Here is a 20970-nt window from a genome sequence, read left to right as displayed (position 1 = left end):
TAGAATAGACTACAATTATCCAAAATAAGGTGTGCAGCAGAATAATCGATAGGGTTATCCATATCCTAAAAAGTTTAAAAATGCTCACAAAACCTTTTAGATTTTTTATTTATAGGAGGCAATTCACCATGAAAAAGGTATTAACATTAGCAGGCTCTGATACAAGTGGCGGTGCTGGTATCCAAGCAGATTTGAAGACATTCCAGGAGTTAGGTGTATACGGAATGACAGCACTAACTACCATTGTAACAATGGATCCTAATAAAGGATGGCACCATAATGTATTTCCACAGGAAACTAAAACCGTAGAATCCCAATTAGAAACAGTTCTTTCAGTAGGCATCGATGCCATGAAAACTGGTATGTTAGGTTCAGTTGAAATTATTGAATTGGCAAGCAAATTAATTGAGGAAAAAAAACTAGATAAAGTAGTTATTGATCCAGTAATGGTTTGCAAAGGAGAAGATGAAGTATTACATCCTGAAACCGCTGATGCACTTCGCGAATTGCTTGTGCCAAAAGCAACTGTTGTTACGCCTAATCTATTTGAAGCATGGCAGCTTGCCAAAACAGATAGACCAATTAAAACAATCGACGATTTAAAAGAAGCAGCAGTTAAAATTTATGCTTTAGGGCCTAAATATGTTTTAATTAAAGGTGGCAGCAAATTAAAGCATGAAAAAGCAATTGACCTTTTATATGATGGACAAGAATTTACTATTTATGAAAGTGAACTAGTAGATACTACATATACACATGGTGCTGGCTGCACTTATTCTGCTGCAATCACTGCAGAATTGGCTAAAGGAAAAACAGTATTAGAAGCAATTCAAGTAGCAAAGGAATTTATTACTGCAGCAATTGCAAATGGATTTCAACTAAATGAACATGTTGGTCCAACGATGCATGGCGCTTATCGGAATAATAAAAAACAAAAAACAACTGTCAGTTCAAAATAATGACTCAAAAATATTTGCGGAGGGAGGACCAAAATGGAATTTATCCACATAGAAAATGTCCAACAGGAGTTAGATAAAAAATCCAATAAAGAAGTCTACATTCATTTGGAAACAACAAATGGCGCCTATGCAAACCATGAAGATGAAACATTTTTTAATTCTGGAGCATATATACGCAATGCAAAATTAAGCTTTGAATACGGCAAAATTACTGGAAATGGTCCATATCGAATTGGATTAAAAACAGAATTCGGCTGGATATATGCAGAAGGAATCAACCATTATGAAGTGGATGAAAAAAATCGTCTCCTGCTTGCAGGACTTGATTTTTCTGGTAAACTAGCCGTTGCACTAGAGATTAGTGAAACACCATTTGAATAAATAGTTTAGAAAGGAGGATACAGCAATGGAAAAGGAAAGACATGTACTTGTCATCTTCCCTCACCCTGATGACGAAGCTTTTAGTGTTTCAGGAACAATTTCAAGGCATATACATGAAGGCACTCCGGTAACATATGCTTGTTTAACGCTTGGCCAGATGGGAAGAAATTTAGGAAATCCCCCATTTGCAACTCGAGAATCATTGCCATATATTCGTAAAGAGGAATTGCAAGAAGCTGCTAGAGCGATGGGATTAAAAGATCTCCGTATGCTAGGATATCGTGATAAAACGATAGAATTTTTAAAAGATGACATGCTAGTAAATGAATTTACTGCTCTTATAAAAGAGTTAAATCCTTCTCTGGTTATTTCTTTTTATCCTAGATATTCTGTTCATCCAGACCATGACGCAACAGCAGAAGCCGTTGTAAAAACACTAGAAAAAATGGAGGCACCAAAACGTCCTAAATTACATTGTGTCGCCTTTGCACATAATTCTATCGAAGATCTTGGTGAACCTGATATAGCAATTGATGTTAAAAACTATGCGGAGAAAAAAGTAGCCACAGTAGCAGCTCACCGTTCTCAAACTCAACAGTATACTCAAACATTGCAGGAAGGCATTCAACAGCAGAATCCAGCTGTGCTTGAACGCCTCTATACAGAACGTTTTTGGTCCTATAAATTCAATTAAAAAAGTGGAGAAGAGGTATGCCCTCTCTCCACTTTTCTTTTACTTAGGACTATAAACAAAAAAATAAAATTATTTTTATAATTTTATACAAATTAATTCCTTTTAGTAGTATCTTTAAATAGAGACAATATTATAAAAACTTTTATTATTCCAATTAGAACTAGCTGTATTTCCTTTTTTTTTGCATTCAGCTGCTTTGGTTGGAACACTACTAATAGTACATCAAGAACAGGGAGAGAGAGAAATTGACAAAAACAATAGTAAAAGGCCCTTTTAGAGGGGATCATGTAGGAAGCTTCTTAAGACCTGAACGTTTAAAAAATGCACGTTTGCAAAAACAAAATGGTGAAATAACCGCAGAACAATTGCGCGCTATTGAAGATGAGGAAATAATTCGTCTAGTAGAAAAACAAAAAGAAGCAGGACTTGAGGCTGTATCTGATGGTGAATTAAGACGTGCATGGTGGCATTTTGATTTTTTGGCTGCTCTTGATGGAGTGGAACTTTACCAAGCAGATTCTGGTATTCAATTTCATGGTGTCCAAACAAAGCCACATGGTATAAAAGTAACTGGTAAAGTTGATTTTACTAATCATCCAATGATAGAAGATTATAAATTTCTTCATCGCATTGCTGGGGATCATGTTGCCAAATTTACTATCCCTAGTCCAAATATGCTATTTTTCAGAGGAAAAATCGACCAAGATGTCTATCCAGATCAACAAGTATTTTTCGATGATTTAATAGCAGCATACCAAAAGGCTATTCAGGCATTTTATGATGCTGGTTGTCGTTATCTACAATTGGATGATACATCTTGGGCAGCGTTCTTTTCAGAAAAAGGCAGAGAACAAATGCAAGAAAAAGGACAAGACCCAGAACAAATAGCCTTATTATCTGCTAAAGCAATTAATGAATCAATTGCTAAAAAACCAGATGATATGGTAATTACGATGCATATTTGCCGTGGAAACTTTAAATCTACTTACACAGCTAGCGGCGGTTATGACAGTGTATCTGAAATAATCTTCGGGGGCTTAAATGTGGATGGGCTTTTCCTTGAGTTTGATGATGAGCGTTCTGGCGGGTTTGAACCTCTTCGCCATGTGAATAGAAATGACCTGCAAATTGTATTAGGCTTGATTACCTCAAAATTTGGGGAATTGGAAAATGCCGAAACAATTAAAACAAGAATTGCAGAGGCAAATAAATATGTCAGCCTAGACCAACTTTGCTTAAGCCCACAGTGCGGATTTGCTTCAACAGAAGAAGGAAATCTTCTAACAGAAGAACAACAATGGGAAAAAGTGCGCCATGTTGTCCGCATCGCACACGATGTTTGGAAATCATAAATAGCAAGTATTTCCTTAACTTAAGAAAAGGCTGTTTTTTACAAGATTATTTTTTTTCGGATAGTTTCCATGAGTAAATCCATGGTTAAAACAGGTTGATTGGAGTGAACGGTGCGAGACTCCTTTGGAATTAGTGGGACAGGTGAGACCCCGCAGGCGATACGCCGAGGATGCTCACCGCCCGCCCCACGGAAAGCGAGCATCCTGAAACGGAAATCAACTTACTCCTTTAAAAGCAACAAAGTTTACGAAAACAGCCTAATAAAAAAGGCCTGATTTATCGGCCTTCTTTTATTTCCCTATATTATATCCAGCATTAACAGGCAATAAGACTCCCACTGATTGAAGTTTCACTTTATATAGTATCTTCTTTCTCAAAGTTAACTTTTACTTGATGAAGATGATCGCCATCTTCCCCTTTTAAAATATTAATAAGGAACCTTTTCGTCAATTTCATCCAAAAACCTGTAACCTGTACCTTAGCTGTAAATTCTACTTTTGTGCCTTCTGCAATCTCAGTAAAACGATAATGATAATCCACTAGCAACCCATTAGAGTGACTTCTAGTAGTATATGTTTTATTTTCTTCATAGGATAAAAACTCAATCTCTGCGACCGCTTCTTTGCCCCGAACTATTCTTATTTCCTGATATTTGGCCCCTATTCCTATTGGACCTTCTGTTAATTTCGTTGTCTTTTTCACGTTATCCATGTAATCAGATGCATTTTCTAAATTAGACATATAAGAAAATACAACCTCTACTGGTTCCGCAATAATTACATTAGCCTGAAAATCAGCCATTTTCATCCACCTCAAAATAATAAATAGTCTATTTCCTTTGATTCGCTGATCTTTTTAGTATAACTGATTTTCTGAACCGGGTAATATAAACAAATATTACTATTTAAAAATGAGTGATTACTCACTTTACACCTCCTGTGCATATCGATATTATAGAGTGAGTAATCACTCATTTTATAAAGGTGGGATAATAATGACAACAAAATCAATAGTCTCGATTCAAGCTGTTTCTAAATCATTTGGTAAACAGTCTGTTCTTCGCGATATAAATTTAACGATACAAAAAGGAGAAATTTTTGGCTTATTAGGCCCTTCTGGCTCAGGAAAAACAACGCTTGTTAAAACACTTATCGGTTTAGATAATCCTGATAATGGAAGCATTACTGTATTAGATAACAAGATGCCCAATTTAAAAGCAATGGAAAAAATCGGTTATATGGCACAAGCAGATGCTCTCTATCAAGAGCTGACTGCAATGGAAAACCTAGATTTTTTTGCTACTTTATATGGAATTAAAGGACACAAGAAAAAAAAACAAATTGAAGCATCAGCTTCCTTAGTAAACTTAACCAATCATTTAAATACACCTGTCAGCAAATTTTCAGGTGGAATGAAAAGAAGATTATCCATTTGCATTGCATTATTAAACGAACCCGAACTTCTTATTCTAGATGAACCGACAGTTGGCATCGATCCTGTCTTAAGAAAAAACATATGGAATACTTTTGAACAATTAAAAGAAAAGGGAACTTCTATTATTGTAACGACACATGTAATGGATGAGGCAGAAAAATGTGATACATTAGGAATGATTCGTGGCGGTCAATTAATCGCAGTGAATACTCCCCAAAATTTAAAAGAAACCTGTCATGCTCAAACACTGGAGGAAGCTTTTCTTTATTATGGAGGAATGTCTTATGAGAATTAAAGGTCTTATTATTCGTATATTAAAACAGTTTTACCGAGATAAACGAACTGTAGCAATGATGATAGTTGCTCCTATCTTTGTGCTAACCCTATTAAATTTAATTTTTGACAGCAATGCTTATACACCTAAAGTAGGAGTTGTTCAAGTTTCTGAACAAATCACCACTAAATTAAAAGAAAATGATGTGAAAATATATGCCTATTCCACTGTTTCACAAGCAAAAAAAGCTATAGTCGATAAAAAAATCGATGGGTATCTTTCTTTTGAAAATAAAACCCCTGCCATTTTTTTAGAAGGCAGTGATCCAACTGTTACAAAAGCAACGATTACCATGATACAAGACAGCATAAAAGCCGAAGACACTCTAAAACCAACTGTTCAATTTCTATATGGTTCTGAAGATATGAATCAGTTTGATGCTATCGGCCCTGTACTATTAGGTTTTTTCGCCTTTTTCTTTGTATTTTTGGTTGGAGGCGTTGCTTTTTTAAGAGAAAGAACATCTGGAACACTAGAACGTCTCCTTTCTAGCCCTATTCGCAGATGGGAAATTGTTATTGGCTATGTCATTGGATTTGGCATTTTTACAATGGTGCAATCTATTATTATTGTCTTTTATTCTGTTTATATTTTAGATTTAATTCAAATAGGCTCCATAGTGTATGTGATTCTTATTACACTATTACTATCGTTGACTGCTTTAACTTTAGGAATGCTTTTATCATCTTATGCAAAAAACGAACTTCAAATGTTTCAGTTCATTCCGATTATTGTTGTTCCGCAAGTATTTTTCTCTGGATTATTCAATTTAGATGGCATTTCATCCACTATCAGTTGGATATCTACTATTACTCCACTGTATTATGCGGCCGATGCATTAAAAAATGTAATGATACGAGGACTTGGCATAGAAGAAATTTTTATTCCACTTGTTGTATTAAGCATCTTTTCTCTAGTATTTTTATTATGTAACGTATTATCTTTAAAAAACTACCGCAAAATATAAAGTAAAACTTTAATCAACGGGGCCAAACTCCTGTTAAATAAAGAGAAATAATGAATAATCCAAGACTTTTTCTTTTTTTTATACTGTACTTTATAATAGAAATAATTCGGTTTAGTAGAAGGAGCCTTTTATGAGTAGTCAAGAATCCATTTTAGATCTTATTCTAAAAGAGGAAAAAAACATTACCAATAAACAGAAAAAAATTTTAATTGCAGCAATCGAGGCTTTTAGCGACAAAGGCTATGCTGCAACCTCTACCAATGAAATTGCCAAAAAGGCAGGCGTTGCAGAAGGTACTATTTTTAGACATTATAAAACGAAAAAAGACTTGTTGACGGCCATTTTGACCCCATTAGTCCATACATTGATCGCTCCATTTATTGTGAAAGATTTTTTCAGAAAAGTACTCGACCTTTCCTATAATACATTTGAAGAATTTATTCGGGCAATTGTATATAACAGATTAGAATTTCTAAAGAAAAACCAAGCTTTATTTAAAATATTAATACAAGAGATACCTTTCCATGAAGACTTGCGAGAACTTTTTAAAGAGCAAATTGCAAAAAAAATATTTAAACGAATGGAAGAATTAGTAGACTCCTTTAAAGCAAAGGGCGAAATAATTGATATTCCAACATATAGTTCCATTCGTCTTACCGTCACTTCGATTTTCGGCTATTTTATTGCCCGCTATATTTTGCTTCCTGAGGCAAAATGGAATGATGAGGAAGAAATCGAAACTACTATTCAGTTTATTTTATATGGCTTAACCCCTCGGAAATAAGAAACTCCACTAATTATCTTGCAAAAAACAGAAAACTAATGATTAGCTTTCTGTTTTTTTTGACTATATTAATGTACGAAGATTTGTTTATTGATTCTATTAAATCAGAATAGTTTTTATAATGCTAAAGCTTTATATATAGCCTTAGCTACTCCACTTTCTTCATTTGTAGCTGTTACAAAATGACATTGCTTTTTTATTTCCTCTTCTGCATTTCCCATTGCAACAGCTCTGCCTACTTTAAGCATCATCGAAAGATCATTAAAGTTATCCCCAATAGCCATTGTATCTTTTAAGTCTATCTCTCTTGTTTTTACAAATTCCTCTAATGCGATACCTTTTTGTGCATTCACTGATGTTATTTCAAGGTTTTCTTTCCCTGACGCACTAATGGCTATCCCATCCATCATACTTAATAATTCTTCTTTGACTTTGGCTAGCAAAACTTGATCATAGTTGAAGGCTAAAAACTTGTAAATAACTTGGTCTTTATCTTCTATTAAAGGCAAATAGCTTTCTACTTGATGAATATCATTTAATCGTTCTTCTGCTGCCTTTTTAATTTCCTCCATATTTTCTGTATGGCCGTTCACAGTAAAAATATCAATTATTAGAGATCTAGCAGTATTTTTATCTAATGTATATGTACCTCTATTTGTATAAACTTCATAATATACTTGATTATCATGTAAAATATCTGCTATTTTTTTTGCGATGTCTTTTTCTAATGGGTTTGTCCCAATAATTTCGTGTTGATTTGTACGTATTTCTGCTCCATTTGCACAAATCATTGGTGTAATAATCCCTGCTTCTTTTAATAAATCTCCGGATTCTTCATAAGCGCGCCCTGTCGCAATAACTACTTCGACCCCCTGCTGTTGAGCCTCTTTAATGGCTGACTTGTTCTCCTCTGTAATTTCTTGTGTAGAAGTTAGTAGTGTTCCATCCATATCAATCGCAATACATTTTATCATTTTTTGCATCCTCAATTCTGTCTTAATGAAAAGTAATAGCTTACAAAAGCATACAATGTTCATTCTTTAGAAGCAAAGCTTCTGCACATAATCTTTTCTTTTTTATATTTCCCCAAATTTATTAGACAAAAAACCGAAGCAAATTATTAGTTAACATATTTTTATATAACATTTATTTCCGATATGCAATATGCTTTTATGCCCATAGAAAACTTTTATGTGAAATTGTGAACTTTTTTCTAACTTTATGTGATTTTTAACTCAAGGCATAAATTTTTCATTATGATGTATCTAGAATTTAAAAAAAGGGAGACGATTGGAAAACCGAAGCCTATTTTAAAAAAACCTTTATATGCCAACATTTATAACTAGCTTGTCAAATCGCTCACTAAAAAATAATGTTAAGATTATTGCATTTGTTACACGCTTTCATATTTGAACAATAGACTTTCATTTATACGTTACATTTATTTACGCAACGATGTTTATCGCTTTTTTCCATTAGTAAGTTCACAAAATATTTTAAACAAAAAGGAGGAGAAATACATGGATATGGTATTTCTATCGCGTTTACAATTTGCGTCAACGACCATTTTTCACTTTATATTTGTGCCAATCTCCATTGGTCTTGTATTCTTAATCGCCATCATGGAAACAATGTATGTGAAAAGCGGCAACGAAGAATATAAAAAGATGGCAAAATTTTGGGGTAAATTATTTCTAATAAATTTTGTAATCGGCATTGTTACTGGTATTCTTCAAGAATTCCAGTTTGGTATGAACTGGTCTAACTATTCTCGTTTTGTTGGAGATGTATTCGGTGCACCGCTCGCTATCGAAGCGCTGCTTGCATTTTTTATGGAATCAACATTTATCGGCTTATGGATTTTTGGATGGGATCGCTTATCGAAAAAAGTTCATTTAGCATGTATTTGGCTAACATCTATCGGAACCATTCTCTCTGCTTTCTGGATTTTAATTGCCAATTCTTTTATGCAGCATCCTGTTGGCTATGAGATTAACAATAACCGCGCTGAAATGAATGACTTTTTTGCTCTTATTACAAATGGGCAGGCTCTTGTAGAAATTCCCCATACTGTTTTGGGTGCATTAGCAACAGGTGCGTTTTTAGTAACAGGCATTAGTGCGTATAAGATGCTTAAAAAGCAAGAAGTTGAATTCTTTAAAAAATCATTCCAAGTCGGTATAACCGTTGCTTTAATCTCTACCTTCCTAACAATGGTAGCAGGACACGCACAAGCACAATATCTTGTGGAAACACAGCCAATGAAAATGGCGGCAAGTGAAGGACTTTGGGAAACAAGTGAAGACCCAGCGCCTTGGACAGTATCAGCTTTTATTGATGTAGATAAAAAAGAGAACACTGGTGAAATTAAAATACCATATCTTTTAAGCATTCTTTCTTACAATACTCTTGATGGAAGCGTAAAAGGCATGAATGAACTGCAAGCAGAGTATACCCAAAAATATGGAGAAGGAAATTATATTCCACCAGTTAAAACAACTTTTTGGAGTTTCAGAATCATGGTAGTTGCCGGAACTCTAATGCTTTTATTTGGTATTTATGGAGTATATCTAGCATGGAAGAAAAAATTAGTTTCCAAATCAAATAAATGGTTTTACCGCTTCATGGTAGCAGGTATATCTTTACCAATTATCGCTAATACTTCAGGATGGATTATGACAGAAATCGGCAGACAACCTTGGACCGTATTTGGATTAATGATAACAGAAGACAGCATTTCACCAAGTGTAAGCGCTGGTCAAGTCTTATTCTCTGTTATTGCATTCTCCTCTATCTATGCAATTTTAGGAATTATCATGGTGTTTTTATTTGTAAAAGTCATTAAAAAAGGACCATATTTGATGGATAAAAAAGAGAAAAAAGTAAATAACGACCCATTTGCAAAGGAGGGTTTTCATGTTTGATCTAAATGTACTTTGGTTTATTTTAGTTGCTGTATTATTTATCGGCTTTTTCTTCTTGGAAGGATTTGATTTTGGTGTAGGCATGTCCACACAAATCATTGCTAAAAATGATATGGATAGAAGAATTTTAATTAATTCAATCGGTCCTTTCTGGGATGCAAATGAAGTGTGGCTTATTACTGCTGGGGGGGCATTATTTGCCGCCTTTCCCCATTGGTATGCAACACTTTTCAGCGGTTTCTATACACCTCTTGTAGTTGTATTGCTTGCACTGATTATACGGGCAACTGGTTTTGAATTTCGCGCCAAAAGCGATCATCCCTTATGGAAAAAGTCGTGGGATGTGTGCATCTTCCTAGGCAGCCTATTGCCTCCTCTTTTATTCGGTGTTGTATTTGCTTGTTTTATGCAAGGACTGCCGATTGATAAAAATATGGAATTAAAAGCAAGATTTTTTGATATCGTCAATTACTATACACTAGTTGGAGGATTAACGGTCCTTGTCCTTTGTTTAGTTCATGGTCTTATGTTTACAACATTGCGCACTGTTGGTGATCTTAGAGATCGCGCTCGTCGTACAGCACAAAAGTTATTGCCTGTTCTAGGAATTTTATTAGTTGTATTTTGTTCATTAACCTATATCAAAACAGATATTTTTAATGAACGAGGCACAATTCTTTCCTTTATCTTTGGGTTAGCAGTAATTGTGTTTGTACTTAGCGGCTTCTTTATTTCAAGAAAAAAAGATGGCTGGGCATTTGGCATGACGGGCGGTGTCATTATTCTTTCATTTACAGCAGTATTTATCGGCTTATTCCCTAGAGTAATGATCAGTTCCATTAATGATGCCTTCAGCTTAACAATAACAAATGCCGCTTCTGGGCATTACTCTTTAAAAGTAATGACAATTGTTGCTCTTTCCCTGCTGCCTTTTGTACTAGGCTATCAAGTATGGAGCTATATTGTATTCCGCAAAAGAGTTACCGAGAAGTCACATCTTGAATACTGATGAAACAAGATTTATTTAAATATAAAGGGATTAAGCCGATTTTAATTATTTTGACCATTTTAACGATATTACAAGGAATCACTATTATTCTGCAAGCCAAGTGGCTTGCAGAAGTCATAGTCTCCTTATATAAAGGCGAATCTTTTTCAAAACAATATGAATTAATCATATTGTTTTTGTTAGCATTTATGGGTCGCCATTTGCTGCAATTAACGCTGCAAAAAATTTCAGCTGATTTTGCTGAAAAAACAAGTAAACAATTGCGTTTTCAATTAGTGTCTAAACTATTTGAATTAGGACCAAAATTTACAAAGAAACAAGGCAGCGGCAATATGGCTACACTTGTTCTGGAAGGAATTTCTCAATTTAAAAACTATTTGGAGCTATTTCTTCCGCGCATGATAGCAACCTCTGTTGTTCCACCTATGGTCCTTCTTTATGTTTATTGGATGGATTGGATTTCTGGTATTATCTTAACCATTACCATGCCTATATTAATAGGGTTTCTTATTCTTGTAGGCCTTGCTGCAAAAGGGCAGACTACACGTCAGTGGGCAACCTATCGAATACTATCTAATCACTTTTTAGACTCCTTAAGAGGACTCGAAACACTTAAATTTTTGGGAAAAAGCAAAAAGCATAGTGAAAATATTGAAAAAGTCAGCGAACAATACCGTTCTGCCACAATGAAAACATTAAGAGTAGCATTTTTATCTTCTTTTTCATTAGATTTCTTTACATCATTGTCTGTTGCATCTGTTGCTGTTAATTTGGGAGTAAGATTGATCAATGGCGATTTAACTCTGCTGCCAGCATTAATGATTTTAATTTTAGCTCCAGAGTATTTTCTGCCTGTGCGCATGGTTGGAGCTGATTATCATGCTACATTAAATGGAAAAGAAGCAGGAGCATCGATTCAAGCAATCCTTGATGAAAAGAAAAGAGCAAGTAATAATTATCAGGAAAAAACTCTACCGACAGCTATCAATGAACTTGGTTTTCACTCGGTAAATTTTCATCATCCTGGTGAAGAAATAAATACTTTAAATGATATTTCCTTTTCTATAAACGGTGCAAAAAAAATTGGCATTGTTGGAGAAAGTGGTGCTGGTAAATCTACTCTCATTGATATACTAAGTGGCTTTGTGGAAAACTCTTCTGGCTCTATTAAAATAAACGGAAGCGACACAAACTTAACTAGCAGCACATGGAGACAGCGGACTACTTATATCCCTCAATCTCCATATATCTTTAGTCTCTCCCTTCGAGATAATATTCGTTTTTATTCGCCGCAAGCGACGGATAAGGAGGTAGAAGAAGCTCTAAAGGCTACCGGTCTTTACGAATTGTATAAAACATTTCCTAAGAGGCTTGATGAGTGGTTAGGCGATGGCGGTCGCCGTTTAAGCGGCGGCCAAGAGCAGAGAATTGCATTAGCTCGCGCTTATTTAAGCAATCGTCCTATCATGATTTTAGATGAACCAACTTCTCATCTTGATATCGAAACAGAATACGAGTTAAAGAAAACAATGTTGCCACTATTTAAAGATAAATTAATCTTTTTAGCTACCCATCGCTTACATTGGATGGAAGATATGGACTTACTATTTGTTCTAGATAAAGGAACACTTGTAGAAGTGGGGACACATAAGGAACTAGTTACAAAAAAAGGCGCCTATTTTAGGCTACTGCATGAGTAAGGAGGGAAAACAAAAATGAAACAAGACAGATGGATTCTTCCCTTTTTAAAAGGAAATGGTCTTCGCATTATCTTAATTATTGCACTTAGCTTCCTTACTGTATTTACTGCAGCAATGCTTACCTTCACGTCTGGCTATTTAATATCAAAAGCCGCCATTCCTGTAGAGAATATACTATTAGTTTATATTCCAATAGTTGGTGTTCGCACATTTGGAATAAGTCGGGCAGTTTTTGCCTATTTAGAAAGACTCGCCGGACATGATACTGTTTTGCGGATTCTTTCTAGAATGCGGGTAAAATTATACCGCATTTTAGAGCCTCAGGCTCTTTTTCTTAAATCCCGCTTTAAAATGGGGGATATGCTTGGAATACTAGCAGAAGATATTGAACAGCTGCAATATATTTATTTGCGGACTATTTTCCCTACCATTTCTGCCGCTTTTATATATATCATCGTCCTTATTGCCATCGGAACGTTTGATATGACATTTGCTTTTTTAATTGGCTTTTATTTATCTGTATTGCTTATTATCCTGCCAATTTTGTCTCTTCTCTTTATCCAGAAAAAACAAAAGGCCTATAAGCAAAAAAGAAATGGTTTATATCAGAAGTTGACAGACAATATACTTGGGGTAAGTGATTGGGTAATCAGCGGCCGTGCAGAACAATTTATCGGTGACTACGAAAAGGAAGAAGCTGCCGTTGCTTCTATCAGTCGAAACCTTCAAAGTTTTTCTAGATGGAGAAACCTTTTTAGTCAAGGGATTGCAGCAGTCATTATTATAACGCTTGCCTTTTGGTCAAGTGAACAATATGCTCAAGGGGCTATTTCTGCCACAGTCATTGCAGCGATCATCTTAGTTGCCTTTCCTGTACTTGATGCTTTTTTAATTATTTCTGATGCTTTTGAAAAAATTCCAGGCTACCAAGATTCACTTGCACGATTAAAAAAATTAAAAGAAGAAAAGAACATCGCTCCCAATAAAAATCTTACAAGCACCGATACAACACGGATTGATATTAAAGTGGAAAGGACATCATTTTCTTATTCGTTTGAAGATAAATTATCTGTTTCTAATATTCATCTTGCTATTCCTCAAGGGAAAAAAATTGCAATAATCGGCAGGAGCGGTGCTGGTAAATCTACTTTGCTGAAGCTGATTCAAGGTGCTCTTATTCCGACAAAAGGGAAAGTGCTAATTAATAACCAGGATGCCTATCACTATCATGAGACTAACGCTTCCTTCCTATCTGTGTTGAATCAAAACCCCCATTTATTTGATACAACATTGCGCAGCAATATAACCTTAGGGGTAGATGATGCTACAGAAGAAGAAATAAAACAAGCGATAAAGCTTGCCCAACTTGAAACTCTAATAGACAGCTTGCCTGATGGTGTAAATACATTTATGCAAGAAACGGGACAGCGCTTTTCTGGTGGTGAAAAACAACGAGTTGCACTTGCAAGAATTCTTTTGCAAAATACCCCGGTTGTTCTTATGGATGAACCGAATGCTAGTTTGGATCCAAAAACAGAAAAGGAGCTTTTAAAGACCATTTTTACAAGTTTGCAGGGAAAATCCATTATATGGATTACCCATCATCTAGTTGGTGTGGAAGAAATGGATGAAATTTTATTTATGGAAGATGGAGAAATAATAATGCGGGGAACTCATATGGAATTAATGGCGAATTCTCGATATAAACAGCTTTATCTTCTTGATCATCCTGCCTATAGATAAAATGAAACTAACAATCAGTGGGGGGTCTCCATATCCCCACTGATTATAGCCTAAGGCCTATGGATATAGGTCAAACAGACATTGCCACAGGAAAAGGGGTACTATAGTCTTGTACTTTTATATCAGGATTTCACCTAGAGTTATCGTCTGTGAATCGATATCCTTTGTGCATAGTTTTTCATCAAATAAAGCAAAAAACGCTTTCTTCTCTTGTAAGAAAACCCTACATAGAACGAGGGTTTATTTAAGTAAATATTTAATGAGTAATATCTGCAAACTTTCCCTCTATTGTTTCTTTTAAATCTGCCACTTTCAGCTCGATTTGAACCCCAATTTTTCCCCCGCTCACAATAATAGAAGAAATTTCTTCAGCACTATCGGCAATAATGGTTTCGTATTGCTTTTTCATCCCTAATGGTGAACAACCGCCCCTTATATAGCCAGTTAATTTTTGAATATCTTTTACAGCAACTAGTTCGACTTTCTTCTCTTTTACTGCCTTTGCCGCCTTTTTTAAATCAAGTTCTTCTGCTACAGGTACAATAAAAACATAAACATTCATACCTGTTCCCTTTGCTACTAAAGTTTTATACACGATATCGAGATCTTTATTAATTTTGTTGGCAACCGATATTCCATCAATTTTGCCATCTTTGTTTTCATATGTATACACTTCATAATTAATATGACAATTATCTAAAAATCTCATTGCATTTGTTTTTGGTTGGGCCATAAAGCAACTCCTCTCCTTATACAAACCTCTTTTTTCTTTCATTATAGCAAAGCAATTTCTATTTGCTGTTATTAGTCTAGTTTAATATATGAACAAATAGATAAAATCCCCATATAGTATAAAAAGCAATTTATTGTTTTATTTAGATACTTAGGAGGAATATTATGAAACCATCTTATCAAGATGCCCTTGCTTATTTTGGGGTAAATGGTGCTCATCCAGGAGGATTATCCTTAACAAAAGCATTATTGGAAAGGGAACAAATTTCAAATGCTACACACTTGTTGGATGCAGGATGCGGAACTGGTCAAACCTCTGCTTTCATTAAAAAAAATTATCCTTGTCATGTAACAAGCATCGACTACCATCCAACTATGGTCAAACGCGCAATGGACCGATTTCAAAAAGAACAGCTTTCCATTCATCTTTTGCAAGGCAGCTTGGAAAATCTCCCTTTTCCCCCTAATAGCTTTGACATTATTCTAGTCGAGTCTGTTCTCATTTTTACTAATAACAAAAAAACTTTGAAAGAATTGCAACGAGTATTAAGACCAAATGGGGTACTTCTTGCTTTAGAGATGACTGCTGAAAGAGTCTTATCTCCATTGGAGCAAAATAATATGTGTTCTGTATACGGAATTAATCAAGTCTTAACTGAGCAGGAATGGGTAGCCGCCATGAAGGAAGCTGGCTTTAAAAGCGTCGAAATCAAATTGGCCCATTCTGTTTTCTCCCACATGTTATCCACTCCAGAAGTCGAAGAAGAAGAAATGGATCGAAATGTTCCTCACAATATGGAAATGGAGCAAAAGTTAATGGAACATTCTTTTATTTTATATACGTATGGAAACATTATTGGATATAGAGTATACCGAGCAATCTGCTAATTTTCTTCTAATAAAGATTTATGAATCCAAATCGCTGCCTGTGATCCTTCCCCCATAGCAATAGTTACTTGCTCGGAATGAACGGCAACGTCCCCTGCTGCAAAAACATGCTGAATATTTGTCTCCTTTGTTCTGCTGTCTGTATCAATATGCCGATTTTCCGCAAGCTTTACACCCAATTGGCTAGCTAAGTCTGATTTCACCTTATTTCCGCCAAATGCAAGAAAGCTTTTGTTTGTCTCTATTCTAACATCCCCCTCTAAAACATAGCTTTTTAATTGTGATTCTTGTGATTCCACTTCCACAATTCGGTTATTTATATAAGGGATATTCTGCACTTTTAGCCTATTTAGTAAGTTTTCATCCACATCTTCTCCACCATGATTTATATAGATAATTTCTTTTGTCCAGTACGTTAATGTTAACGCCATATTTGCCCCAACATTGCCATTTCCTATTACAACAGTCTTTTTCTCCTTGACTTCATATCCATCACAATCTGGACATACATAAACACTGATTCCTAGACATGGAAACAAGTTTGCAAAGGGCGGAATTGTATCCATTATCCCTGTTGCCAAAAGCAGTCTTTTTGCAGCATGTCGTTTATTTAAATCAGTTTCAATAATAAATTGGCCATTTTGCTTTTCTGCATGTATTGCCATTGCTGTTTCAAATAAAATGCCTAAATCCACCGCTTGTTTTTTTCCTATTAATCGTAATTCATCGCCACTGACTCCACTTGGATATCCTAATATATTATGATAGCTTCTGCATAAGGTAGATCTGCCATGTCCTCCATCGATTACTAATACTTTATGCTGATATCTCCCTAATTGTATGGCGGCCTGCAATCCTGCCATTCCTCCTCCTACAATTATGCAATCATATGTATACATATAATCTCCTTTTCATTATGATTTTATTTTATAAAGGGCATTATCTTGCCCCTCTCATACTAGCCTTGCATAATATAGGTTTTTTATTCCTGAATGATTAACGTGTACCATATTGTACATAAACGAACCACTTATACCCAAACCAATTAGACAGCTTTTTTGCAAGTAAACAATATATAGAGATATATTTTCTAAAAAAAAAGCAATAAATAGTCGCTATATCAGCTATTTACCGCTTGCCTTCACTCTTTTATTTACTTTTGTTATTATTTGATTGATTACCTCGGAAAACATTAATCCCATTGCAATCGACCCAGATATTAAAAATGCCTTGGCAGCTAAACTAACTGCTGTACTATAATCATTTTCAACAAAATTGCGCATAGCATCATAAGCCATCCCACCTGGAACAAGAGGAATAATGCCTGCAACACTAAATATAATGACAGGTGTTTTATATATTCTTGCAAAAACCTGGCTGATTACAGCTGTTAAAAAAGCGCCAATAATGGTTGCTGGAACAATATCTAAATGAATATGAACCGTATACCAGTATGCCAACCAACCACACATCCCCACAAATCCACATTGCAAAAGCTTTTGTCTGGGGGTATGAAAGATCATGGCAAAAGCATATGTTGCAATAAAACTGGTAAACCCTTGCTCTAAAAATGTAATCATTGTATGCTTGCTCCTTTATAAAAGTACAAAAAGCACGGCAATTCCTGAACCGATAGCAAAAGCAGTTAAAAAAGCTTCAGCACCTTTTGAAATGCCTGATACTAAATGGCCTGCCATTAAGTCTCTAACAGCGTTTGTTATTAGTAATCCTGGCACTAGCGGCATAACAGAACCAATAATAATCTTATCCACTTCGGCTCCAACTCCAAACCTAACAGCTGCAAATGCAATAAGTCCTATCAGAAAGGCTGCTAAAAATTCAGCAAAAAACTTAATTGGTACGAGACGATGAAAATAAACAGAACATAAAAAACCTATTCCCCCAGCTGCTACTGCTGGCAAAAAATCTCCCCAAACGCCTTGAAACATAATAAGGAAACAGCCGCTTGCAATTGCGGCTGCCATTACTTGCATAAAGTCACTGTACGTTTTTGGTTCATTTTCAATTTCATTTAATAAATAATATGCTTGTGCAATAGTTAACCCACCAGCACTGATTTTTCTGGAAATATCATTAACTTTCACTACTTTTTCTAAGTTTGTAGTCCTTTCAATAATTCTAATCAGCTTTGTTTTTGTAGGCTCTGTACCTTCCACTGAAAAAATAATGCCCGTTGGCGTAACAAAGCTATCAGAATATTCAGCCCCGTAAGCAGTTGCGATTCTAGTCATTGTATCTTCTACACGATACGTTTCAGCGCCATTTTTCAACATGATTTTTCCTGCTAATAAACAAATTTCAATAATCTCATATGTCTTTTCTTTCGATATTAAATCCATATAATCTCTCCATTAGAGCTTGTAATATATGCATGATTTGTAGACAAATAGTATACAGGATAAAGTGAAACTTCAATCAGGCTTTTACTCAGCAAGTTTCTACCCACCTAAATTTCTCATTTTCTCTTATAATCCCTCAGGTAGGGGTCAAAGGCTCGTTAATGTGTGATAAAACAATTGGATAATCATTGCCGTTATATTCACCAGCAATATATGCTTCCTAGACAACTTGTCATTTCCCATATTAAAGTTTATATGAAAGGAGCGTGTAGAAGCAATAGGAGATTCACTTTGCGAAGAATAATGGATGGAAAACATAATAAAAAAAGCCCTTTGCTTACTTTACAAGGACTTGAAGATAATATTTTTTAAGCTATATAAAAAAATGAACAGAATAGAGGGAATTTTTAATCTTTTTGTATTCCAAATCTGGCATTTATTTGCCCACGCAGCATTTGTTTTTTTATCTTTCTCTCTTCATCTTCTCTTGTCTTTTTAATTATTTCTTGCCTTATTTCGTGTGTTCGAACACCTTCCTCTCTTTTGTTTGCAATTTCAATCAATCGCTCTACATCTGAAAAGGAGTACTTCCTATTCCCTCTTTCTGGCCTTTCAGGAAAAATTAATTTGCGCTGCTCATAATATCTAATCTGTCTTTCCGTTAATCCCGTTAATTCGCTGACAACTCCGATTGTGATAACTTTTCTTTTTTTATAGGATGGTTCGTTATCCATTTTATCATCCACCTCATGAAGTAATTATTTATCTCATTTATTGTAATTATAATACGATTCTATAAAAATAAAGTATATTTTGTTAGAATTTCTAACATCAATTCAAAAAAATAGGTAAGATTACCTGACATTTTAGATGATATTTTTAATGTTTTCTTATACAATCCTAATTGTATCTGCTACATTATCTTACAAATATAAAATTCCGCCTAAAACGAGAGGAGCACTTTTGCAAATGATTAATAAAGAAGCGATTGAGTTAGCGAAAAAAATTGTTGAACTGGATTTACAACGCGACGAAATTTGGGAAAACTTCGCTGCTGTTGCCGGCGATTATGCACATGATTTATTGCGCATTGTCCAAAACAGCTAATTACTTATATCTTTTTCTTTATTTCATATAATATAAATTGACTTTTTATAGTCTAATTCTGCAAATAACTCCTACCTTATTTACAGAATTAGACATTTTATTTTCTCACACTGAAAATCCTCTCACTAATTCCCCCAACCACTTTCTATTCGCCAACTTTATCTGCTTATATTCTTTCCTTCACTTTTTTAAAAATCTGCTCTATCTCTTTTTTTATTCGGGGAAGATTAGAAGAAAGCCATCTTACTAGTAAACCGTTATTTTTTAAATTAGTTACGCCAACCACATGATTTTTATCCTCACTCGGCAATAATGCCTGCAATTGATTTTCTGTCCATTCCAACTTCGGAGTAATTACCCAGACAGATGCTATATACATAAAACCTTCTAATAGTCCTATTTTTTCTATTTGCATTTTTTCAGGAAAAATTTTTAACGGATCATATACCCAACAGCTATCTTCCACCCAAATTTGCAATTGAGTGGAAAGCATCCTATAACGAAAGCTTTCCCCTCGCTTTTCTCGCCCTGGATAGATAATTTCAGCAAACAAAAACGTGGAAGTATCCTCCATTCTCACAAGAGTACTTCCCTCATATTTTGCTTGTTCAAATGGAATAATTTCTTCCTTGTTCCATTCAAGAAAAGTATGCTTATCAAGAGTAATCATTATTTTCTGTTTACTTGTTTGCTCATTATAAGAAGGGTACACCTTTGTTGCCGATTGGGGGATTAAACAAACACGAGCACCTTCTTTAAGTTTTATCTCGTATTCATTAAGATCGCCTGCGACTAACCCACCTGAAGTTTCTACTAAGTAAACAGTTGCCTGATCATCCCCTTCTGAATACAAAGTTCTGCTCGCCTTTAATGGCGGAGCTTGAAAGCAATCTACTAATCTTGTTTTCTCTCTTCGTTTTTCAAACGTTAATGCCAACTTGCCAGTTACAACTGCTTTATCCTTCATCAGCGAATTCAACAGAACCTTCTTCTAGGAGCATATAGTAACGGATCCATTCCACTACTTGATCAATACCTACTCCCTTTTTCACATTAGTGAACACAAACGGGCGCTCCCCTCTTGCATTTTTTGTATCAATTTTCATTTTATCTAAGTCCACTTCCACATACGGCGCCAAATCAATCTTGTTCACTAGCAGCAAGTCAGATCTTGCAACTCCTGGCCCACCTTTTCTTGGAATATCTCCACCCTCTGCAACATCGATTACATAAATATATCCATCGACTAGTTCAGGGCTAAAAGTCGCTGATAAATTATCACCGCCGCTTTCTAGAAAAATGATATCTAAATCCGTAAATCTTCTCGTCAATTCATCAATCGCTTCAAAGTTCATCGATGCATCTTCTCTAATTGCCGTATGAGGACATCCACCTGTCTCTACCCCAATAATTCGATTCGATTCTAATACACCATTTTTCTCTAAGAACTGGGCATCTTCTTTGGTATAAATATCATTGGTAATAACAGCGATATTATATGTGTTTGCCATAACCCTTGTTAATTTCTCCACTAAAGCCGTTTTGCCTGAGCCTACCGGACCGCCAATTCCTATTTTCACTGGCTTCACCATTTACAACAC

General features: G+C 35.2%; 22 protein-coding genes. 13 read left to right on the top strand and 9 right to left on the bottom strand.

Annotated elements, in window-relative coordinates:
- The first annotated feature begins 128 nt into the window (after positions 1-128).
- The 4 genes from pdxK to CWS01_RS16705 all read left to right on the top strand — a co-directional run bounded on the left by pdxK (position 129) and on the right by CWS01_RS16705 (position 3386).
- Positions 129-959: a pyridoxine/pyridoxal/pyridoxamine kinase gene (gene pdxK, locus CWS01_RS16720; RefSeq protein ID WP_101178314.1), complete on the top strand. Its 831-nt coding sequence runs from the start codon at positions 129-131 to the stop codon at positions 957-959.
- A 33-nt stretch (positions 960-992) separates the two neighbouring features.
- Positions 993-1340 carry a YojF family protein gene (locus CWS01_RS16715; protein ID WP_101178313.1) on the top strand — a complete coding sequence of 116 codons (348 nt, stop codon included), beginning with the start codon at positions 993-995 and terminating at the stop codon, positions 1338-1340.
- A 25-nt stretch (positions 1341-1365) separates the two neighbouring features.
- The gene (gene bshB2 / locus CWS01_RS16710) at positions 1366-2034 is read left to right on the top strand and encodes a bacillithiol biosynthesis deacetylase BshB2 (protein ID WP_101178312.1); all 669 of its coding nucleotides are present in this window, start codon (positions 1366-1368) and stop codon (positions 2032-2034) included.
- 245 nt (positions 2035-2279) lie between these two features.
- Positions 2280-3386: a 5-methyltetrahydropteroyltriglutamate--homocysteine S-methyltransferase gene (locus tag CWS01_RS16705; RefSeq protein WP_101178311.1), complete on the top strand. Its 1107-nt coding sequence runs from the start codon at positions 2280-2282 to the stop codon at positions 3384-3386.
- Between the two features lie 355 nt (positions 3387-3741).
- Here the strand turns inward: CWS01_RS16705 and CWS01_RS16700 are convergent, their stop codons facing one another.
- Positions 3742-4188 (bottom strand): SRPBCC family protein, encoded by a 447-nt coding sequence (locus CWS01_RS16700; RefSeq protein ID WP_101178310.1) that lies wholly within the window; start codon positions 4186-4188, stop codon positions 3742-3744.
- 193 nt (positions 4189-4381) lie between these two features.
- Between CWS01_RS16700 and CWS01_RS16695 the strand changes: the two genes are divergently transcribed.
- The 3 genes from CWS01_RS16695 to CWS01_RS16685 all read left to right on the top strand — a co-directional run bounded on the left by CWS01_RS16695 (position 4382) and on the right by CWS01_RS16685 (position 6906).
- Positions 4382-5116, top strand: a complete 735-nt coding sequence (locus CWS01_RS16695) for an ABC transporter ATP-binding protein (protein WP_101178309.1) — start codon at positions 4382-4384, stop codon at positions 5114-5116.
- Entirely contained in the window at positions 5106-6122 is a 1017-nt protein-coding gene (locus CWS01_RS16690; RefSeq protein WP_101178308.1) for an ABC transporter permease, read from the top strand. Before CWS01_RS16695 ends, CWS01_RS16690 begins: the two co-directional genes overlap by 11 nt.
- Positions 6123-6252: 130 nt before the next feature.
- Positions 6253-6906, top strand: coding sequence for a TetR/AcrR family transcriptional regulator (locus CWS01_RS16685; RefSeq protein WP_101178307.1), 654 nt, complete (start codon positions 6253-6255; stop codon positions 6904-6906).
- 116 nt (positions 6907-7022) lie between these two features.
- Here the strand turns inward: CWS01_RS16685 and CWS01_RS16680 are convergent, their stop codons facing one another.
- Positions 7023-7880, bottom strand: coding sequence for a Cof-type HAD-IIB family hydrolase (locus CWS01_RS16680; RefSeq protein WP_101178306.1), 858 nt, complete (start codon positions 7878-7880; stop codon positions 7023-7025).
- A 546-nt stretch (positions 7881-8426) separates the two neighbouring features.
- Between CWS01_RS16680 and CWS01_RS16675 the strand changes: the two genes are divergently transcribed.
- From CWS01_RS16675 to cydC, 4 genes are read left to right on the top strand one after another with little or no spacing between them, the layout of a single operon-like run.
- Positions 8427-9830 (top strand): cytochrome ubiquinol oxidase subunit I, encoded by a 1404-nt coding sequence (locus tag CWS01_RS16675; RefSeq protein ID WP_101178305.1) that lies wholly within the window; start codon positions 8427-8429, stop codon positions 9828-9830.
- Positions 9823-10839, top strand: a complete 1017-nt coding sequence (cydB, locus tag CWS01_RS16670; protein WP_101178304.1) for a cytochrome d ubiquinol oxidase subunit II — start codon at positions 9823-9825, stop codon at positions 10837-10839. Before CWS01_RS16675 ends, cydB begins: the two co-directional genes overlap by 8 nt.
- Entirely contained in the window at positions 10839-12539 is a 1701-nt protein-coding gene (cydD, locus tag CWS01_RS16665) for a thiol reductant ABC exporter subunit CydD (protein ID WP_101178303.1), read from the top strand. Before cydB ends, cydD begins: the two co-directional genes overlap by 1 nt.
- 15 nt (positions 12540-12554) lie before the next feature.
- Positions 12555-14282, top strand: a complete 1728-nt coding sequence (gene cydC, locus CWS01_RS16660; RefSeq protein WP_101178302.1) for a thiol reductant ABC exporter subunit CydC — start codon at positions 12555-12557, stop codon at positions 14280-14282.
- Positions 14283-14538: 256 nt separating this feature from the next.
- On the opposite strand, the gene ybaK is transcribed toward cydC, so the two are convergent.
- Positions 14539-15015: a Cys-tRNA(Pro) deacylase gene (gene ybaK, locus CWS01_RS16655; RefSeq protein WP_101178301.1), complete on the bottom strand. Its 477-nt coding sequence runs from the start codon at positions 15013-15015 to the stop codon at positions 14539-14541.
- A gap of 164 nt (positions 15016-15179) precedes the next feature.
- On the opposite strand from ybaK, the gene CWS01_RS16650 reads away from it, so the two are divergent.
- A complete protein-coding gene (locus tag CWS01_RS16650) occupies positions 15180-15902 on the top strand; it encodes a class I SAM-dependent methyltransferase (protein ID WP_101178300.1) in 723 nt (240 codons plus the stop codon).
- On the opposite strand, the gene CWS01_RS16645 is transcribed toward CWS01_RS16650, so the two are convergent.
- The 4 genes from CWS01_RS16645 to CWS01_RS16630 form a co-directional block, all read right to left on the bottom strand.
- A complete protein-coding gene (locus tag CWS01_RS16645) occupies positions 15899-16765 on the bottom strand; it encodes an NAD(P)/FAD-dependent oxidoreductase (RefSeq protein WP_235852100.1) in 867 nt (288 codons plus the stop codon). The two genes, CWS01_RS16650 and CWS01_RS16645, sit on opposite strands and share 4 nt — an antisense overlap.
- Before the next feature lie 261 nt (positions 16766-17026).
- Positions 17027-17479: a threonine/serine exporter family protein gene (locus CWS01_RS16640; protein WP_407938578.1), complete on the bottom strand. Its 453-nt coding sequence runs from the start codon at positions 17477-17479 to the stop codon at positions 17027-17029.
- A gap of 18 nt (positions 17480-17497) precedes the next feature.
- The gene (locus CWS01_RS16635; RefSeq protein WP_101178297.1) at positions 17498-18262 is read right to left on the bottom strand and encodes a threonine/serine exporter family protein; all 765 of its coding nucleotides are present in this window, start codon (positions 18260-18262) and stop codon (positions 17498-17500) included.
- Positions 18263-18669: 407 nt separating this feature from the next.
- Positions 18670-18996: a MerR family transcriptional regulator gene (locus CWS01_RS16630; protein ID WP_101178296.1), complete on the bottom strand. Its 327-nt coding sequence runs from the start codon at positions 18994-18996 to the stop codon at positions 18670-18672.
- A 148-nt stretch (positions 18997-19144) separates the two neighbouring features.
- Between CWS01_RS16630 and CWS01_RS16625 the strand changes: the two genes are divergently transcribed.
- Positions 19145-19369 carry a hypothetical protein gene (locus CWS01_RS16625; protein WP_101178295.1) on the top strand — a complete coding sequence of 75 codons (225 nt, stop codon included), beginning with the start codon at positions 19145-19147 and terminating at the stop codon, positions 19367-19369.
- Positions 19370-19535: 166 nt separating this feature from the next.
- On the opposite strand, the gene CWS01_RS16620 is transcribed toward CWS01_RS16625, so the two are convergent.
- Both CWS01_RS16620 and ureG read right to left on the bottom strand, forming a co-directional pair.
- Positions 19536-20348 carry an urease accessory protein UreD gene (locus tag CWS01_RS16620; RefSeq protein WP_101178294.1) on the bottom strand — a complete coding sequence of 271 codons (813 nt, stop codon included), beginning with the start codon at positions 20346-20348 and terminating at the stop codon, positions 19536-19538.
- Positions 20326-20958, bottom strand: a complete 633-nt coding sequence (gene ureG, locus CWS01_RS16615) for an urease accessory protein UreG (RefSeq protein ID WP_101178347.1) — start codon at positions 20956-20958, stop codon at positions 20326-20328. Before ureG ends, CWS01_RS16620 begins: the two co-directional genes overlap by 23 nt.
- Between the last annotated feature and the right edge of the window lie 12 nt (positions 20959-20970).

Origin of the sequence: Niallia nealsonii, from assembly GCF_002835805.1 — a bacterium.
Lineage (GTDB): Bacteria > Bacillota > Bacilli > Bacillales > Cytobacillaceae > Niallia > Niallia nealsonii.
Note: the sequence above shows the minus strand (reverse complement) of the source record. Positions and strands in the feature narration are given on the sequence as shown.

Bases quoted from the DNA above. Each gene is read 5' to 3' on its own strand.
- pdxK (WP_101178314.1), top strand. From the start codon at position 129: ATGAAAAAGGTATTAACATTAGCAGGCTCTGATACAAGTGGCGGTGCT.
- CWS01_RS16715 (WP_101178313.1), top strand. From the start codon at position 993: ATGGAATTTATCCACATAGAAAATGTCCAACAGGAGTTAGATAAAAAA.
- bshB2 (WP_101178312.1), top strand. From the start codon at position 1,366: ATGGAAAAGGAAAGACATGTACTTGTCATCTTCCCTCACCCTGATGAC.
- CWS01_RS16700 (WP_101178310.1), bottom strand. From the start codon at position 4,188: ATGGCTGATTTTCAGGCTAATGTAATTATTGCGGAACCAGTAGAGGTT.
- CWS01_RS16695 (WP_101178309.1), top strand. From the start codon at position 4,382: ATGACAACAAAATCAATAGTCTCGATTCAAGCTGTTTCTAAATCATTT.
- CWS01_RS16690 (WP_101178308.1), top strand. From the start codon at position 5,106: ATGAGAATTAAAGGTCTTATTATTCGTATATTAAAACAGTTTTACCGA.
- CWS01_RS16685 (WP_101178307.1), top strand. From the start codon at position 6,253: ATGAGTAGTCAAGAATCCATTTTAGATCTTATTCTAAAAGAGGAAAAA.
- CWS01_RS16680 (WP_101178306.1), bottom strand. From the start codon at position 7,880: ATGATAAAATGTATTGCGATTGATATGGATGGAACACTACTAACTTCT.
- CWS01_RS16675 (WP_101178305.1), top strand. From the start codon at position 8,427: ATGGATATGGTATTTCTATCGCGTTTACAATTTGCGTCAACGACCATT.
- cydB (WP_101178304.1), top strand. From the start codon at position 9,823: ATGTTTGATCTAAATGTACTTTGGTTTATTTTAGTTGCTGTATTATTT.
- cydD (WP_101178303.1), top strand. From the start codon at position 10,839: ATGAAACAAGATTTATTTAAATATAAAGGGATTAAGCCGATTTTAATT.
- cydC (WP_101178302.1), top strand. From the start codon at position 12,555: ATGAAACAAGACAGATGGATTCTTCCCTTTTTAAAAGGAAATGGTCTT.
- ybaK (WP_101178301.1), bottom strand. From the start codon at position 15,015: ATGGCCCAACCAAAAACAAATGCAATGAGATTTTTAGATAATTGTCAT.
- CWS01_RS16650 (WP_101178300.1), top strand. From the start codon at position 15,180: ATGAAACCATCTTATCAAGATGCCCTTGCTTATTTTGGGGTAAATGGT.
- CWS01_RS16645 (WP_235852100.1), bottom strand. From the start codon at position 16,765: ATGGCAGGATTGCAGGCCGCCATACAATTAGGGAGATATCAGCATAAA.
- CWS01_RS16635 (WP_101178297.1), bottom strand. From the start codon at position 18,262: ATGGATTTAATATCGAAAGAAAAGACATATGAGATTATTGAAATTTGT.
- CWS01_RS16630 (WP_101178296.1), bottom strand. From the start codon at position 18,996: ATGGATAACGAACCATCCTATAAAAAAAGAAAAGTTATCACAATCGGA.
- CWS01_RS16625 (WP_101178295.1), top strand. From the start codon at position 19,145: ATGTTTTCTTATACAATCCTAATTGTATCTGCTACATTATCTTACAAA.